Source organism: Nitrosomonas sp., assembly GCA_031316255.1.
Taxonomy (GTDB): Bacteria; Pseudomonadota; Gammaproteobacteria; order Burkholderiales; family Nitrosomonadaceae; genus Nitrosomonas.
Genome location: JALDQW010000001.1, coordinates 2,251,238 through 2,267,290 on the forward strand (window position 1 = coordinate 2,251,238; position 16,053 = coordinate 2,267,290).

A 16,053-nucleotide genomic window follows, 5' to 3' on the forward strand; every position below is an offset into this window, starting at 1 on the left:
ATGATGTGCTGGCCAAAATATGGAACAATTATGTTTAAAAAAACTCTGTTTGCTTCCTGTCTGCTGTTGACAATGCTTTTTATACCATCGATGTGTCTTGCATCTGGTATCAATCCATTTCGCAATGCGCCTATCGATTTGCCTGAACCCATGATTTTCGATCTGGCTTTGCCGTTGGGGTCGGCCCGGTACGATTATGAGTTTAATACACTGGTTCAATATGATTTTGAAGGCAATGCCGTCAAGATGAACCCGGAATTTGAATTTGCGTTTGCAAATGGATATAGCATTGAGCTTGAATTGCCGATGGAAAATACCGCCGTCGAAGCTTATAAATTTGCGCTGCAGGGTACTTTTAGTTTCCTGAATACCAAAAAATTTATTCACGGCTGGCAGTATTATGGTGAATATATTAAACATACCAAAGAAATCGAAAATAACCTGTTCTACGTGTTTGGTTATGAATTTAATGACAAATGGAGCACATTAAATATGCTGGGTTTGCGTCTGACTGATTTCAGTGCGCACGGTCATGCCGAGAAACTCATCAACAGTAACCTGTTTTATTCGTTTACCAAAGATTTAATTGCTGGTGTGGAGATCAACTGGGAGTCGCGCCCCAATCGTCCGGATACCACGCTGGTTATGCCGCAGATGCATGTCAAGCTGACCAAGCAGGCCAAAATACAATTTGGTTTTGGCATGAAACGAATGGGAGATGAACATTTTCCGCATGCCGCGACACGGGTTATTTACCGGCATTAGGCAAAAACTATTTTCGCTCAAAACGATAAAACGCTAACTTGCCCATCAAGTTGGGCAGAAATTCAATCTGGCGGTCTTTGTTCATTACGCGGCGTTCCAGGATTTTTGCATTGCATTGACGGCAGAGTTCCTCAAAATCACCAAGGGTGCACAGATGGATGTTGGGGGTGTCGTACCAGTGGTACGGCAATGCATCTGAAACCGGCATATGACCGTTGATAACCTGAATGCGGTTTTTCCAGTAGCCGAAATTGGGAAACGATACGATACCTTCCCTGCCTACACGCAGCATTTCCTGAATGATTGCTTCGGTATGTTTCATTGCCTGCAAGGTTTGAGACAGGATGACATAATCAAAGGAACCGGAAGCGAAGCTTGATAATCCCGATTCCAGATCGTTCTGAATGACGTTGATGCCGTTTTTTAAACAATTCAGGACGTTATTGTCGTCAATTTCAACACCGTAACCGAATATATTGCGCTCCTGCTGTAAATATTTAAGTAATGCGCCGTCACCGCAACCCAGATCGAGTATTTTCGTGTCCGGTTTTACCCAGTTGGCGATCGCTGCAAAATCAGGGCGATTCGATGCCGTTTTGGGGAGAAATGTATCGATTGTCACAGTCCGTTAAACCTCTATATTATTCATATATGCTTGCATCAGTTGGTGATAATAGGCGTCGTTCATTAAAAATGAATCATGGCCGTGCGACGAGGTGATTTCCGCATAACTGACGTTTACATTGTTATTCAGCAACGCTTTGACAATATCCCGTGAACGTTCCGGCGAGAAGCGCCAGTCTGTAGTAAAGGACAGCACCAGAAAACCGGATTGAATCGCTTTGAATGCGGCATTGAGATCGCCATCATACGCGTTGGCTGGATCGAAATAATCCAGTGCTTTGGTCATCAACAGGTAGCTGTTGGCATCGAACAGATCGGTAAATTTGTCGCCCTGATAGCGCAGGTAGGATTCGATTTCGAATTCAACGTCATAACCGAAAGAAAATTTTCCGTCTCTTAATTCGCGCCCGAATTTTGACGCCATGGAGTGATCTGAAAGATAGGTGATATGTCCCAGCATGCGTGCCAACCGTAATCCGCGCCGTGGCAGGGTATTATAGGAATAGTAGTCGCCGCCGTAAAAGTCCTGATCGGTGAGAATAGCCTGCCTTGCGACATCGTTAAAAGCGATATTCTGAGCAGTCAGTTTTGCCGCTGCGGCGATAACAATTGCGTGACGGACTTTGTCGGGATAATCGAGCGTCCATTGCAGTGCCTGCATGCCGCCCAGACTGCCACCGACAACGGCTGCAAATTGTTCGATGTTCAAGTGTTCGGCAAGTTGCGCTTGTGTTTCAACCCAGTCTTCAACGGTGACCATGGGAAAATCTGCGCCATAATGTTTGCCTGTTCTGGCATCGATACTCGCAGGCCCGGTGGAGCCATGACAACCGCCCAGGTTATTGACGCCAATGACAAAGAATTTGTTGGTGTCGATTGGTTTTCCCGGTCCGACCATATTGTCCCACCATCCGTTGCTTTTGGGTTTGTCTGCATATGTACCGGCTACATGATGATTGCCCGAGAGCGCATGACATACCAGAAGGGCATTTGAGTGATCGTCATTGAGTTTGCCATAGGTTTCGTAAACCAGGTTGTAACTGCTCAATACCGAACCACTTCTCAGGTTGAGCGGTTTGTCAATATGTACATATTGTGGTGAAACGATACCGACTGAATTTGAATCTTGCATTTATGATTAAAAATACTCCAGAAAAATCACGTAATAATATGGTCAAAAGGGACTCATTATATCGCCAAAACTGATCAATCAGATTGATTCGCGCATGTCTGACAGTATTTTAACTGTTTAGTTTGGTGAGCAGGTTGTGTATTTTCTCCTGATTGTCGCTCCGGATAATTTTGTGTGCTAATGGCATGATATCCGGTAAATTGCTTTTGAGTATTTGATTCTTGACCGTTAACAATTGCGCCGGATACATTGAAAATTGCTGTAGGCCCATTCCCAGTAATAAACGGGTAAACTGGATATCGCCAGCCATTTCGCCACAGATTGACACGGGTTTGTTTGCCCGGTTTGCTAATTGAATCACGCGCGATATTAGCCATAATATGGCCGGATGGAAAGGGTCATAAAGATGCGCAACGGTATCATCAACACGGTCCACTGCAAGGGTATACTGGATCAGGTCATTTGTACCTATCGATAAAAAATCCAGTTGCTGCAGAAAGATTTCCACACTGAGTGCGGCCGCTGGTATTTCGATCATGCCGCCAATCTGGATATGTTCATCAAATCCGGTCTGTTCATTACGCAGGCTTTGCTTGGCTTGTTCAATAAGATGCAGCGTCTGGTTGACTTCTGCGATATTGGATATCATGGGGATTAAAATTTTGACTTGCCCATATTTTGATGCGCGCAGGATGGCGCGTAGCTGGGTATGAAACATTTGCGGTTCGGCCAGGCTCAAGCGTATGGCGCGTAATCCCAGTGCTGGGTTGGCGGCAAACTGAGCGGCATGTTTTAGGTTTTTGTCTGCGCCAAGATCAAACGTGCGAATGATAACGGGTTGTCCGCGCATTCTGGTTGCGACAGCGCGGTAAGCTTCAAATTGCTCTTCTTCATCCGGCAAATCGTCACGATTCAGAAACAGGAATTCGCTGCGAAACAGGCCGATTCCGGCCGCACCATTTTCCTTGACCTGTTCCAGATCGCTCGGTAATTCGATATTAGCGTACAGATCGATTGCGGTGCCGTCCAGCGTGACCGCATTAATACTTAGAAGCCGCTTGAGCTTTTGTTTTTCCAGCTCGAGTTGGCTTTGCCGCAAACGGTATTCGTCCAGAACATATTTGTCCGGATTGACAATAATGACGCCCTGATTGCCGTCTACAATCAGGCAGTCATCCTCCAGAATAAGCTGATGCGCATGATGCAAAGCAACAACAGATGGAATATTCAGGCTGCGTGCAACAATTGCTGTGTGCGATGTCAGGCTGCCCATATCCGTCAGAAAGGCGGCAAATTGATGCGGTTTGTACTGCATGATGTCCGCCGGACTCAAATCATGTGCCACCAAAATATGATCATCCACATGTTTTGAAGGTGGCGGCTGGTATCCAGGGTGTCCGAGCAAAGCTTTGAGTACCCGTTCGACGACTTGCTCGACGTCTGTTTTTCGTTCGCGTAAGTAGGCGTCGTCAATGGCTTCAAATTGCGCCAGTAATGCGCCTTTCTGCTGTGCAAGCGCCCATTCCGCGTTACAGTGTGTTTGATTAATGATGTCGCGCGTTGCATCAGTAAGCGTCGGGTCATCCAGGATCATGTGATGCAATTCCAGAAAAGCACTGAATTCGGCCAGCGCGGGTCCATCTGTCACGGATGCCTGTAAATTCTCAAATTCGGCGCGGACTGTTGCAAAAGCTCGATCCAGTCGCGTGATTTCTTTGCTTATCTGATTCTTTGGAATCAGGTAATGCATGACTTCCAGCCTAGTTGGTGCTGTCAAATGGGCATGTCCGATAGCAATGCCGCCGGAAACGCCGATACCATGCAGTATAAAACTCATTCACCTTCTCCGAAATAGTCTTCAATCAACGCGACAAGTGCGTCCATGGCTTCTGTTTCCTGTTCGCCTGAAGTTTCGATTTGTATGGTTGTGCCCTTACTTGCAGCCAGTGTCATCACGCCCATAATGCTTTTTGCATTTACGCGCCGGTTATTGCCGGTTATCCAGACTTCACATTTATACTGGCTGGCCAGTTTTGTCAGTTTTGCCGATGCACGTGCATGCAGTCCCAGTTTGTTGATGATCGCGATTTCCTTAAGCTGCATGACGGGTTCCCACAGGAATCGCCGTAACACCATCCTTTCCGCCACTCAGTGCTTTTTCCATCGTTACGGACAAGGCTTCGTTACGATAAGTCAATGTCTTTACCAGCATGGGTAGATTGACACCGGTTACACAGGCGACGTGTTCAGGTTGTACCAGCCTGCTGGCGATGTTGCACGGTGTTGCGCCAAGAATATCACAAAGAATCAGAACGCCGTCGCCAGTATCGAGTTGATACACCAGTGCACGCATGCTGATCAAAGCGGCATCAGGATCGTCTTCGGCAAATACGCCGAGATCCATTAATTGTTCGGGCCGCTCACCCATAACATGGGTGGCGCAACGGATCAAATGCTCTCCAAGGTTTTCATGCGTCACAACAAGTATTCCGATCATAATTTTTTTCCTGCTTTTGACTGTAAAGAGATAACCGGATTTTATCATTGCTCGCAGTGTGTACTCCACAACTCGGTATTGATGGCATGTAAAGCTGCTGGATGGATGCAAGGTGGTTCCCTGTTGATAGAAGAAGATTCCGGAAAAACAGCCTAAACGAGGGGAGCTTATTCTTACATTAAGGGAATCAATACTTTTATCCGTATAGACTGAATGGTACAGAATGTTGGCGTCAAGTTATCAGGTTTCTGAATATATCAGAAATATAGGATGTTAGTTCAATAAAGCTAAACTCGGTACATGTCTGAAGTAGAAATAGAAATCCTGTAACTCATAAACGATTAGAGGCAAATACAATGATAGGAAAATTTGTGCGTCGTCGGTATGTAAATTCAATATTTTTATTGTTGCTATTGTTGTTGATTACAGATGTTCCCAAGGCTATTGCAGAAACCTCGATACCTGAAGGCGTGCAAATTCAACCACCTACAAGATTTATATGGACAAGAAATAGTATTGAAACTCGAGGACTCACAGAAGAGCAGGTTGCATCAGCCGTTTCATATGGACAGGTCTACTATTCATCTTATCGGCAAGCGCTAGAATCATTAAGGCAACCAGTCTGTCTTGAAAATGGAGGGGTTTGGCTATGTCATGATATCGAAGAGCTTCCTTTTTACCCAGGCTATGACGAATGGATTTGGGGGTATAAATTTTGCCGACCGTATGAACCGGATTATTGTGGCTGGCAGGCAACGTCACGTCTAGGAATCTGCCCTGGAAACTTAACTGGTTATCATATTAAAGATATTAATGGCGTAGACCGGTATGGCTACATTGCATGTCCTGTTCCTTCCTATCCGGATGGTGAAAAAGACTTGGCCAAACCCGATGAATGCGGAGAGAGAACACCGCATCCGGTATATATTGCACTTGGGCGCAAAGAACAACCCGTCTCAATTTATAGCGCCGGTAGCGGTACATTTCCAATTAATTTTCAACTGTTCTATCAGCATAACGATCTAAAAAGATCCGGTGTGACTTGGCGGCATACCTACTATAAGTTTATTGTGCTTGATAGCCAGGACAATCCAACCAGCGCACGGGTTTATCGCGGTAAAGGTGCTTTGCTGTTTTACAAAGGCCAGACTGCCGATGAATGGCAGAGCGGTGATGATATCAACGATACATTAACCGAACTGGTCGATGAAAACGGTCAACGCATCGGCTGGATTTATGCCGACAAATTCAAAGACAGCGTCGAGCATTATAATGCGACAGGAAAACTTGTTTCGATCGAAGACCGAAGTGGTCATACACAAACGCTGTCTTATGATACAAACGGAAATCTTGTCAATGTAACCGATACTTTCGGGCAACAACTGCAGTTCACGCACGATAGCCAAGGTAATTTCGCTGGCTTGATCGATCCATCGGGCAATCTATATGAATTTAGCTATGAGCCAAGTGGCAATCTGATCGGCATTACGTATCCCGATGGTAAAATCCGCGCCTACCACTACAACGAACCTGCTTATACCAGTGGTATCAATCTGCCGCATGCCCTGACTGGCATTACCGATGAAAACGGTGTGCGGTATGCGACGTACACATACGACACGAAAGGCCGGGCGATTGTAACTGAGCATGCCGGTGGTGTTGACCGGTATCAACTGGATTATAGTGCAGATGGCAGCAACACGGTGGTGACCGACCCGCTGGGCAGCCAGTACATGCATCAGTTCCAGACGATATTGGGTGTCGCTAAAAGCGTCAATCAATCCCAGCCTGCGGGTTCGGGGTGCAGTGCGGCGTCTTCTGCAACCACTTACGATGTCAACGGCAATGTCGCCAGTCGCGCCGATTTCAAAGGCAACAAGACTTGTTATGCATACGACCTAAACCGGAATCTTGAAGTTGCACGGGTTGAAGGTCTGTCTTCAGGCAGCAGTTGCCCGGCTGATGTGGTGAACTATACACCGCTATCCGGTAGCAGTGAGCGCAAGACCGTGACGAACTGGCATGCAAGTTTCCGCTTACCGGTACAAGTCATCAAGGGTGACCGCGAGACGACAATTGCTTACGATACTTACGGCAATGTCACTCAGTTGATCATTCGCGACATAGCTACCAATGAAACGCGCACCTGGTCGACCAGCTATACCTATCATCCAACGGTTCCAGGTGTTATTGTGCAGCGCACCGAAGACGGTCCGCGTACCGATGTGAGTGATATCACCACCATCGATTACTATTCACACGATGCGGCGTGTGTCGGGGGTCATTTCGGCTGCCGCGGTCAGATCATGCGTATTACCAATGCATTGGGTCATGCAACCGATTTCACGCGTTATAACGCGCATGGTCAGGTCGAGCAGAGTGTTGACGCCAATAACCTGACGACAACACTGACGTATGACGCTCGTCAGCGGTTGATCTCAAGTGTAATAGGTACGGAAACTACTTCTTATCAGTATGACGGTGTCGGCCAGTTGACCCAATTGACCCGCCCCGATGGCAGCAATCTGTATTACACGTATGATGAAGCACACCGGTTGACGAAAATAACAGACAGCCTGGGTAATGCAATCCGCTATACCCTTGATGCCGCAGGCAATCGCACTCAGGAAGAAATCTTCGATGCCACCAATACACTCGCGCAAACGCGCCAGCAGGAATTCGATGCATTGAGCCGATTGTGGAAGATAGTCGGCGCACAGAATCAGGTCACCGAACTCGCGTATGACGCCAACGGTAATCTGAAGCAGACTGTCGACCCATTGTTACACACATCAACGCGTCAAATCGATTCGCTCGACCGCTTGATCCAGGCCAATGACCCGATGGGTGGCCAGACGCTACAGGTGCATGACTCGCTCGATCAGATCACCCAGGTAACCGATCCCAAAGGGGTGGCCACCAGCTACACCGTCAATGCCTTTGGCGATGTTACACAAGAAGTTTCGCAAGACCGTGGCGCGACCAGGTATACCTATGATCTGGCGGGTAATCAACTGACAAAAACCGATGCCAGAGGTGTGGTACAGGCCACAACATACGATGCGCTGAATCGCCCAATTTCTCAGTCATACAGTATTGTTGCAGGTATACCCCAAACCGGCTCAATTACCTGGAAGTACGATATCGGCGCCAACGGGATCGGACGCCTGACGGAGATGAGCGATGAATCTGGCAGCACCAGCTATCAGTATGATCAATACGGCCGGATAACCAGTAAAACCCAAACCGTGGCGTTTGGTTCGAGGCGCTTGACAAAAACTTTAAACTACCAATACAGCGCCAGCGGCCAGATAACGCGCATCACCTATCCGTCTGGCGCGCAAATCGACTATGCTTATGGGATCGACGGAAGACCAGTTGAGCTGAAAATCAACGGCGATACCTTGATGAAAGACATCGTATACCGACCGTTCGGCGAACCGGAAAGCTGGAACTGGGTAAACGGCCTGCCGCATAGCCGCGGATACGATCTTGACAGCAGGCTTACTCAGTATCCGCTCGGTTCGGATACGCAAACATTGAGCTACGATGCGGCAAACCGCATTATCGGCACCACGCACACGAATCCGGTCAACAACAGCAACTATGCCTATGATGCGCTTGATCGACTCATCAGTCAGTCGGACAACACCAGTTACCGCGTATGGGATTACGATGCCAACAGCAACCGCATCAGTGAACAATCGGGTAGCGCGGTTTATCCGTACACGATTGATACGAATAGTAACCGGCTGTTAAGCGTTGCCGGCCCGGTGGCCAAAATCTACACCTATGATGCGGCGGGCAATATCATCCATGACGGTCAAATACAGTTCACCTGGAACACAGCAGGCCGCCTGAAAAAAATCGTCAACGGTGACAAAATCCGGAAATACAAATATAACGGATTCGGCGAACGCGTAAGCCGCAACGGTCAGGAAAAAAGGCGCTTCACGTTTTTTTATGATCCCGCTGGGCGACTGATCAGTCAATTCAAAACAAATAACATCGCCAAAGAAAACTGGAAACTGCAGCAAGAGACCGTCTGGTTCAACGACATACCCGTTGCCGTGATCAGACAGGCCTCACCGATCGACCCAATTCAGGTCTACATGATCCATGCCGATCATCTGAACACGCCAAGAGTCATCGTGGACAGCTCCGGCACCCCGGTATGGCACTGGCGCAACCAGAACGCTTTCGGCGACAATCTGCCCGACGAAGACCCCGATGGCGATGACGTCAAATTTAAATACAACCTGCGGTTTGCCGGGCAGTATTTCGATGCCGAAACCAAACTGCATTATAATTATTTCAGAGATTACGATCCGCAAACCGGAAGATATTTGTCGAGTGATCCGATAGGATTGGCGGGTGGATTGAATACTTATGGGTATGCGCTACAAAATACACTGAGTTTTACCGATCCGACGGGTGAGGCAGTGCCAGTATTTTTATGGGGAATTAGCGGTGCGGTGTTACTGTGGGAGATGATGAGACCTTCAACACCCCATCCAGTTTATCCAAATGCCATCGAATCTGTTGTAACACTTCCAGGTCCTTTAGGTAAGATAGGGAGTTCGAAAAAGTTTTGTGAGGCCGCAAAGAAACCTGTAATCATCGGGGAGAACATGCGACGAGTAAATCGGTATGCTGACAATGTCGATGGAAGAACGATTGATGATTGGCTTGCAGGTAGAAAGTGGACACAACAATTAAACGATGATTTTATTTCGACGGTTAAGGCCCAAGGTGGAAACATTAAAGATATTGGCCCTGATTTCAATCGAAGGCTGAGAAATCGTGTTGACTCAACTCAGGGAGGAGGTTCGAATCAAGGAGGTGATTCGAGTTTGGTTTATGGGTCCGAGAGACGTGACCTATCAAATTATGGCAATTATGAACGTCTATACGAAAGAACGGGGAAATATCAGGGTGGTGTGCCTGGATTAGATTAAGCAGATAGGATAAGAGATATGATTTCAATCGAAGAATTCAAAGAATTAGCACCAAAAAAACTAATGTGGTTGGTGGAAAAGGGATTTAGACGCACTGAAGATTTTGAGAAAACGAGCACTACGATGGCGACTCTTGTTTACTGTGGTGAAAATGTGGCCTTTGAATTTAGCTTGGATGTTCGTGATCAATGTGTTGATGCTGAAGTCATTCAGGTCAAAGACGGCCGATTGTTGCGTAATTGGGATGGAGGATACTCCTCAGATATTTATAATTACCTTGTAAAGTATGAAGGATATCGTGGCAGGCCTACAGGGACGCTAACTAAATCACCCGAATTATCGGAGTTGGACTGGGCTATTGATGGTTGGATATCTCTTCTAGATACGGCTGGGTCAACTCTTCTCAGTGACCATTCTGGAACGCTGAGTTGACTTATGCAGCCTTGCGTTGATGGCTTGAGGGACTTTCCTAATGCTAATGCTACGGTTTTCCCCAACATATAAACTCAGTTTTGAATTGTTCACGTGTGCGTTACTCGATCAAAATTGTGATGGAAGGACAAGGCCCATGTTCAGCCGGCGTCTTCTCAAATCGCCTCTGCATCAATTTTAGTAATTATGGTGGATTGTTCAAATGGGAGCTTGTTAACTTGAATCGACATGTCAATCAACTGCATTACGCATGTCTCAACTGATGCCGTCGTGCAACGCTATGACTCGACAATTTCATAATCATGCGTAATATTTACAGATGGTTTCAGCATAATCGATGCGGAACAATATTTTTCGGCGGAAAGATCGATGGCGCGTTCGACCTGTTGTGGATTGAGATTGTTTCCGGTCAGGATGAAGTGTAAATGAATATGCGTGAATACTTTGGGGTCGGTTTCGGCACGTTGTGCTTCAATGTCGACAACACAATCGGTGACATCCTGGCGTGCTTTTTTCAGGATGAAAATAACGTCAAATGTTGTGCAGCCACCGAGTCCCATCAGGATCATTTCCATCGGGCGCGGGCCTTGATTCTGTCCGCCTGCTTCGGGTGCGCCGTCCATTAGTACCTGATGACCGCTGCCTGATTCAGCAAGAAAGCTGACATTCCCTTTCCATTGAATTTGTGTTTTCATGACTTATCGATTGTAAAAATACCTAGAAAAGCAATAAAAAAGCCGACGTGAAAAACGCCGGCTTTTTTTACTGAAGTTTGGCTTAATTGAGTGACAGAATGAAGTCGGCCAGAACTTTAGCATTGTCATCGCTAACCATAGCGTTTGGCGGCATTGGGACAGGACCCCATACGCCATTGCTACCGTTTTTGATTTGACCAGCCAGGTAAGCCGAAGCGTCATCTTGACCTGCATACTTGGCGGCAATTTCCTTCAGGCTTGGGCCAACCAGTTTGGTGTCAACATTATGGCAGTTCAGGCAACCGCTGTTCTTTGCCAGATCTGCATCCGCTTGTGCATTAGCTGCCAGTAACAGTGCAGATGCAGCGACCATACTTACTAAAATTCCTTTCATATTTATTTTTTCCTTATTTAAAAATTATATAGGAAATGTTATTTTACCCTGAACTTCACAGATATGCAGCAACTCCATTAAATCATAATGCAGGTCAACAATTGTCAACCATGAAAATCCAGGCAGCGACTGCATTGCGGCCTTTTCCGCGGGCAGGGCATTGTTAAGACAGATGGACAAATCACAAGTTCCACAGGCCAAATAATAATCGCATTGCATTGCATTGCATTGCATTGCATTGCATTGCATTGGGTAACAGGTTGTTTAAAACCGTTGAATGATCGGTTCCAATTTCCGGATTCCCGAACAACTCTGATGCCGGTTATGTTCCGTCAGCCCAGGTGTTGTCGGTTTATAGTGTGTGTTCGTGACGGCTGTATAAATCATGTGCGTCCGAGCCGGTAATTTTGACCTGAACAAAGTCGCCAGCCTTTAGTTCAGGGGGCGCATTTTCGACAAACACGAGTCCATCAATTTCCGGGGCGTCCGCGCTGCTTCTGGCGATGATCTGCGCATCGTCAATTTGATCAACCAATACCGTCATCGTGCGCCCGATTTTTTCAGTCAGGCGCTGGCGGCTGATGGATTCCTGAAGTTGCATGAAACGGGAAAGCCGTTCTTCCTTGACTTCTTCCGCAACAGGATCGGGCAAGGCGTTTGCGGCAGCACCTTCGACCGGCGAATATTTGAAACAACCCACCCGGTCGAGTTGCGCAGCCTGCAAAAACTGAAGCAGTTCTTCAAATTCGGCTTCGGTTTCGCCGGGAAACCCGACTATAAAAGTGCTGCGCAGCGTAATATCCGGACAAATCCGGCGCCATTTCTGGATGCGCGCGAGATTGTTTTCCGCGTTGGCGGGGCGTTTCATGGCCTTGAGTATGCGCGGGTTGGCATGCTGCAGCGGGACATCGAGATAGGGCAGAATTTTGCCTTCCGCCATCAATGGAATGACTTCGTCGACATGTGGGTAGGGGTAAACATAATGCAGCCGTATCCAGACGCCGAGTTCTCCGAGCGCGCCGGCCAGTTCTGTCAGGCGTGTTTTGACCGGCCTGCCTTGCCAGAAACCGGTGCGGTATTTTACATCGACGCCATACGCGCTGGTGTCCTGCGAGATGATCAATATTTCCTTGACGCCCGCGTTTGCCAGATTTTCCGCTTCCTGCATGACCTGATGGATCGGGCGGCTGACCAGATCGCCGCGCATCGATGGAATAATGCAGAAAGAACAACGGTGGTTGCAGCCCTCGGAAATCTTGACATAGGCATAATGTTTGGGCGTCAGCCGTATGCCTTGTGGCGGAATCAGACTGGTAAACGGATCATGCGGTTGCGGCAAATGGGTATGAATCGCGGACATGACTTCCGGCAGGGCATTGGGTCCGGTGACCGCAAGCACTTGCGGGTGCGCTTCCCGGATGACATTGCCGCGTTCCCTGGCGCCCAGGCATCCCGTGACAATGACCTTGCCGTTTTCAGCAAGCGCTTCGCCAATTGCGTCGAGTGATTCTGCAACCGCGCTGTCGATAAAGCCGCAGGTATTGACGACCACGATGTCGGCAGATTCGTAGGATGGCGAGATTTCATAGCCTTCCGCTCTCAGTTGCGTCAGGATATGTTCAGAATCCACCAGCGCTTTGGGGCAGCCCAAAGAGATGAAGCCGACCCTGGGTGAAGAGTGTGGTTTATGTGATAACATGAAAAACAGTCTAAAGATAAATTATTGTATTGGAAAAAACTCCGGTACCGCAGATGGTTCGATACCGGGCTGTATGAATTGTTCGGGCTGAACAGCGTTGCAGCGTTCGCCAGTCCACTGGCCGCGCGTTTCGGCTGTGGCGTAAACGGGGTTGCCCATGACGATGCTGTCAAATTCGGTATGCCCGGTGAATTCTTCAGGGCTGGTAAAAATGCCTTCTGCAGTTCCATTACCCTGAAACTGGGCGTTTTTACAGACCAGGTCGATCTGGAAACGGTTTCCGGTACGGGTGGCATTTTTGACCGAACAACCGGATTGGCCGTCGTAAAAATATGTCGGAATTTCCTGTGCTGCCATGGCTGGCGTTATGCAGACTTGCGAGGTGGCGGCATTGTTTTGGATTTTCGGTATCACCAGACCGTATTGTCTGGCCAGATCAGTGATTTGCTGCATCTGTTGAGACGGAATATGCGGCACCAGTGCCAGTAAATCAGAGGTCGTTGTCACTGTCCATAATCCGGGGCGGATATTGTTTTGTGCGGCTGATACCGGAATAATAATTACCGTGAGGCAGATGACTGAAATGAGGATTCTGAGCATAATCGTGCACGGACTGGAAATTGAATACTTCCATTATAAGGGCTAGCAAAGCAATTTTGCACGCAGTTAAAGAGGCGGTACGAGCGGAATGAAAATAAAGTCAATTCAGGCGGTGTTATTGATTGCCGCATTATCGGGGTGTGAATCGATTCCAAACGAACATCGATCCGCTATCGATGACAAATTGATCGGTACCTGGGCGGGCGAATATACCGAGAAAGACGGCGCGACAAAAAGCTGGACACAGCGGCGCAAAGCCGATGGCACGTATTCAATCGATTTTGTTTTTATGGAACGCGACGGAACAATTAATCGCTTCTCTGAAGCAGGTCAATGGTGGGTCAAAGACGGCCTGTTTCATGAAATCGCGGCAGCCGGGATGAAACAACCGGACAGTTATCAATATCATTTTCAGGAAGATGGCCGTTGTATCGTATTCTTGCTGGTCGATAGTCATGAGTCCATTGAAGAAATCGGCCAGTACCGGTTTGTCGAATGCCTTTCGGAAAAAGCGCCATTGGCTTCATCAGTTTACTTAAATATGAATTAATACCATGTCAACACAGAATCAAACTGCTGTTCAAATTCGGCAAGCTGCGAAACAGAAAACGCTTTCAACCGCGCAGAAAAAATTCAATAGCCTGATCAGGAAAATAGAAAAGGAAAAAGAGCGACTGCAAGGGTGGCAGGCATTGAAGCCCGATTTCCAGAAAAAGTTGTTTGAAGAATACCAGCCGCTCGTACAGACATTTGTTGATTTGCAAACTGCACTGGTGAAGCGTCTGGACGAATTTCATAACCGGCGCGGTTTTACACCGCCGCAACAGAATAAAATTTCCTATGCAATATGTGAATTATGCTTAATACTGCTGAATCATTCAAATGCGGATGATGTGAAGGCCATTTATGAAAAACACAGTTGTATCGAATTTGATGACGAAAGTGAAGAACTGAACGATATGATGTCCGATTTAATGAAAGATATCATCGAGGAACAATTCGGTGATTTGGGCGATGATTTTGATTACACCGATCCGCAAGCCGTTGCACAGCGTGTCGCTAAAAAATTGCAGGATAACGAAGAAACGAAATCATTACACCGCAATAAAACGAAGCAACAATCAAAACGCCAGGCAGCTCAGGAGGAGTGCCGCACCGCTGCTCAGAAGGCCGAGCAGAAAAATATCAGTCAATCGATTAAAACCATCTACCGGCAGTTAATCACAGCGGCGCACCCGGATCGCGAAACCGACCCCGTAGAGCGCGACAGGAAGACTGTGATTATGCAGCAAGTGAATGCGGCCTACGAGAAAAAGGATTTGCTGAAATTACTGGCATTGCAGCTTGAACTGGAACAAATCGATCAGAACCATATCAATGAAATCGCAGAAGACCGCTTAAAGTCGTACAACAAAATTTTGCAAGGCCAACTTGAACAGCTCCGGATAGAAGTCGAGCAGGAAGAACTGCCATTCCGGATGTCGGCCAGTCTGCTTCAGTATGAAACCATTAACCCGGAGAAAGTCGTGCGCCATTTGAATGCGGATATTCAGGAAATGACGCAAAATATTGCGCAGCTTGAGAAGGAGCTGAAATTTTTGACCACTGTCAAGAATGTGAAAGTCTGGCTAAAAGACTGCGGGTTGCCGGAAGATGTTGTCCTATCCGGGAGCCTGTTCGACGACATGGATGATTTTGATTTTCGCTGACGGTATCCGGAAAGGCTCAATCTGCTGTAGCCGCGCATGATTTTAAGTAACCCCATGCAATCGTACTTTCATAGCGATTGCCTTTAATTGTAGCGGCGCTTGCGGTTTTATCGGTTTTCTTGATTGTCAATGCAAATGCATAAGCATATTCTGCATTTCTCACCTGGGTATCGGGCAGAATTTCCGGCCCGGCGCTGATGTAGTCCCGAATCGCATCCGGGTTCTGCGGTGAATTGCTTGAATAGATATAAGGCAGGAAGCGCGTATCATACGCGAAAATTTGAGCGGTTTCGATGGCCGGGTATAGCTGTGATTTGTAATGATAGAGCTGCATGGACGGCCTGCTGTCGGCATATAATTTCTTTACAACACAGCCCGCCAGCGTGGCAGGATCGCCCGCTACTGCTGCTTCATAGCGTAGCGGTTTGTCTCTTGATTGCATGCCCGTACAAGCAGACAACGACAGCGCAAATATACTCACAATAATAAAGATAAAGCGGTTTTTCATAAGATACTCCGTTCATTCGGATAACGTTATGTGGCAAGCT

General features: G+C 47.4%; 15 protein-coding genes. 5 read left to right on the top strand and 10 right to left on the bottom strand.

Features of this window, described 5'->3' with window-relative positions:
* Positions 1–30: 30 nt before the first annotated feature.
* Complete coding sequence (locus MRK00_09920; protein MDR4517684.1) at positions 31–765, top strand: hypothetical protein; 735 nt, start codon at positions 31–33, stop codon at positions 763–765.
* A 7-nt stretch (positions 766–772) separates the two neighbouring features.
* On the opposite strand, the gene metW is transcribed toward MRK00_09920, so the two are convergent.
* The 5 genes from metW to MRK00_09945 all read right to left on the bottom strand — a co-directional run bounded on the left by metW (position 773) and on the right by MRK00_09945 (position 5,018).
* Entirely contained in the window at positions 773–1,387 is a 615-nt protein-coding gene (gene metW, locus MRK00_09925; protein ID MDR4517685.1) for a methionine biosynthesis protein MetW, read from the bottom strand.
* A gap of 6 nt (positions 1,388–1,393) precedes the next feature.
* Positions 1,394–2,521 carry a homoserine O-acetyltransferase gene (locus tag MRK00_09930; protein ID MDR4517686.1) on the bottom strand — a complete coding sequence of 376 codons (1,128 nt, stop codon included), beginning with the start codon at positions 2,519–2,521 and terminating at the stop codon, positions 1,394–1,396.
* Between the two features lie 109 nt (positions 2,522–2,630).
* A complete protein-coding gene (gene ptsP / locus MRK00_09935) occupies positions 2,631–4,358 on the bottom strand; it encodes a phosphoenolpyruvate--protein phosphotransferase (GenBank protein MDR4517687.1) in 1,728 nt (575 codons plus the stop codon).
* Positions 4,355–4,624, bottom strand: coding sequence for an HPr family phosphocarrier protein (locus MRK00_09940; GenBank protein MDR4517688.1), 270 nt, complete (start codon positions 4,622–4,624; stop codon positions 4,355–4,357). Before MRK00_09940 ends, ptsP begins: the two co-directional genes overlap by 4 nt.
* Complete coding sequence (locus MRK00_09945; protein MDR4517689.1) at positions 4,614–5,018, bottom strand: PTS fructose transporter subunit IIA; 405 nt, start codon at positions 5,016–5,018, stop codon at positions 4,614–4,616. The genes MRK00_09940 and MRK00_09945 overlap by 11 nt, the downstream gene beginning before the upstream one ends.
* A gap of 356 nt (positions 5,019–5,374) precedes the next feature.
* On the opposite strand from MRK00_09945, the gene MRK00_09950 reads away from it, so the two are divergent.
* Together MRK00_09950 and MRK00_09955 are read left to right on the top strand one after the other, a co-directional pair.
* Positions 5,375–9,976: a hypothetical protein gene (locus MRK00_09950; GenBank protein MDR4517690.1), complete on the top strand. Its 4,602-nt coding sequence runs from the start codon at positions 5,375–5,377 to the stop codon at positions 9,974–9,976.
* An 18-nt stretch (positions 9,977–9,994) separates the two neighbouring features.
* A complete protein-coding gene (locus MRK00_09955) occupies positions 9,995–10,408 on the top strand; it encodes a hypothetical protein (GenBank protein ID MDR4517691.1) in 414 nt (137 codons plus the stop codon).
* A gap of 278 nt (positions 10,409–10,686) precedes the next feature.
* On the opposite strand, the gene MRK00_09960 is transcribed toward MRK00_09955, so the two are convergent.
* The 4 genes from MRK00_09960 to MRK00_09975 all read right to left on the bottom strand — a co-directional run bounded on the left by MRK00_09960 (position 10,687) and on the right by MRK00_09975 (position 13,796).
* Positions 10,687–11,103: an OsmC family protein gene (locus MRK00_09960; GenBank protein MDR4517692.1), complete on the bottom strand. Its 417-nt coding sequence runs from the start codon at positions 11,101–11,103 to the stop codon at positions 10,687–10,689.
* A gap of 82 nt (positions 11,104–11,185) precedes the next feature.
* Positions 11,186–11,497: a c-type cytochrome gene (locus tag MRK00_09965; protein ID MDR4517693.1), complete on the bottom strand. Its 312-nt coding sequence runs from the start codon at positions 11,495–11,497 to the stop codon at positions 11,186–11,188.
* A 352-nt stretch (positions 11,498–11,849) separates the two neighbouring features.
* The gene (gene rimO / locus MRK00_09970; protein ID MDR4517694.1) at positions 11,850–13,196 is read right to left on the bottom strand and encodes a 30S ribosomal protein S12 methylthiotransferase RimO; all 1,347 of its coding nucleotides are present in this window, start codon (positions 13,194–13,196) and stop codon (positions 11,850–11,852) included.
* 21 nt (positions 13,197–13,217) lie between these two features.
* Positions 13,218–13,796, bottom strand: coding sequence for a DUF3617 domain-containing protein (locus MRK00_09975; GenBank protein MDR4517695.1), 579 nt, complete (start codon positions 13,794–13,796; stop codon positions 13,218–13,220).
* 88 nt (positions 13,797–13,884) lie between these two features.
* Here MRK00_09975 and MRK00_09980 point away from each other — a divergent pair, with 88 nt between their 5' ends.
* Together MRK00_09980 and MRK00_09985 are read left to right on the top strand one after the other, a co-directional pair.
* Positions 13,885–14,346: a hypothetical protein gene (locus tag MRK00_09980; GenBank protein ID MDR4517696.1), complete on the top strand. Its 462-nt coding sequence runs from the start codon at positions 13,885–13,887 to the stop codon at positions 14,344–14,346.
* A gap of 4 nt (positions 14,347–14,350) precedes the next feature.
* Positions 14,351–15,505, top strand: a complete 1,155-nt coding sequence (locus MRK00_09985) for a molecular chaperone DnaJ (GenBank protein MDR4517697.1) — start codon at positions 14,351–14,353, stop codon at positions 15,503–15,505.
* Between the two features lie 16 nt (positions 15,506–15,521).
* Here the strand turns inward: MRK00_09985 and MRK00_09990 are convergent, their stop codons facing one another.
* Positions 15,522–16,013, bottom strand: coding sequence for a hypothetical protein (locus MRK00_09990; protein ID MDR4517698.1), 492 nt, complete (start codon positions 16,011–16,013; stop codon positions 15,522–15,524).
* Positions 16,014–16,053: the final 40 nt, after the last annotated feature.

Coding starts and splice junctions, on each gene's coding strand:
- MRK00_09975 (MDR4517695.1), bottom strand. CDS start 13,796: ATGCTCAGAATCCTCATTTCAGTCATCTGCCTCACGGTAATTATTATT.
- MRK00_09955 (MDR4517691.1), top strand. CDS start 9,995: ATGATTTCAATCGAAGAATTCAAAGAATTAGCACCAAAAAAACTAATG.
- MRK00_09990 (MDR4517698.1), bottom strand. CDS start 16,013: ATGAAAAACCGCTTTATCTTTATTATTGTGAGTATATTTGCGCTGTCG.
- ptsP (MDR4517687.1), bottom strand. CDS start 4,358: ATGAGTTTTATACTGCATGGTATCGGCGTTTCCGGCGGCATTGCTATC.
- MRK00_09965 (MDR4517693.1), bottom strand. CDS start 11,497: ATGAAAGGAATTTTAGTAAGTATGGTCGCTGCATCTGCACTGTTACTG.
- MRK00_09980 (MDR4517696.1), top strand. CDS start 13,885: ATGAAAATAAAGTCAATTCAGGCGGTGTTATTGATTGCCGCATTATCG.
- MRK00_09930 (MDR4517686.1), bottom strand. CDS start 2,521: ATGCAAGATTCAAATTCAGTCGGTATCGTTTCACCACAATATGTACAT.
- rimO (MDR4517694.1), bottom strand. CDS start 13,196: ATGTTATCACATAAACCACACTCTTCACCCAGGGTCGGCTTCATCTCT.
- MRK00_09960 (MDR4517692.1), bottom strand. CDS start 11,103: ATGAAAACACAAATTCAATGGAAAGGGAATGTCAGCTTTCTTGCTGAA.
- MRK00_09940 (MDR4517688.1), bottom strand. CDS start 4,624: ATGCAGCTTAAGGAAATCGCGATCATCAACAAACTGGGACTGCATGCA.
- MRK00_09920 (MDR4517684.1), top strand. CDS start 31: ATGTTTAAAAAAACTCTGTTTGCTTCCTGTCTGCTGTTGACAATGCTT.
- MRK00_09950 (MDR4517690.1), top strand. CDS start 5,375: ATGATAGGAAAATTTGTGCGTCGTCGGTATGTAAATTCAATATTTTTA.
- MRK00_09985 (MDR4517697.1), top strand. CDS start 14,351: ATGTCAACACAGAATCAAACTGCTGTTCAAATTCGGCAAGCTGCGAAA.
- MRK00_09945 (MDR4517689.1), bottom strand. CDS start 5,018: ATGATCGGAATACTTGTTGTGACGCATGAAAACCTTGGAGAGCATTTG.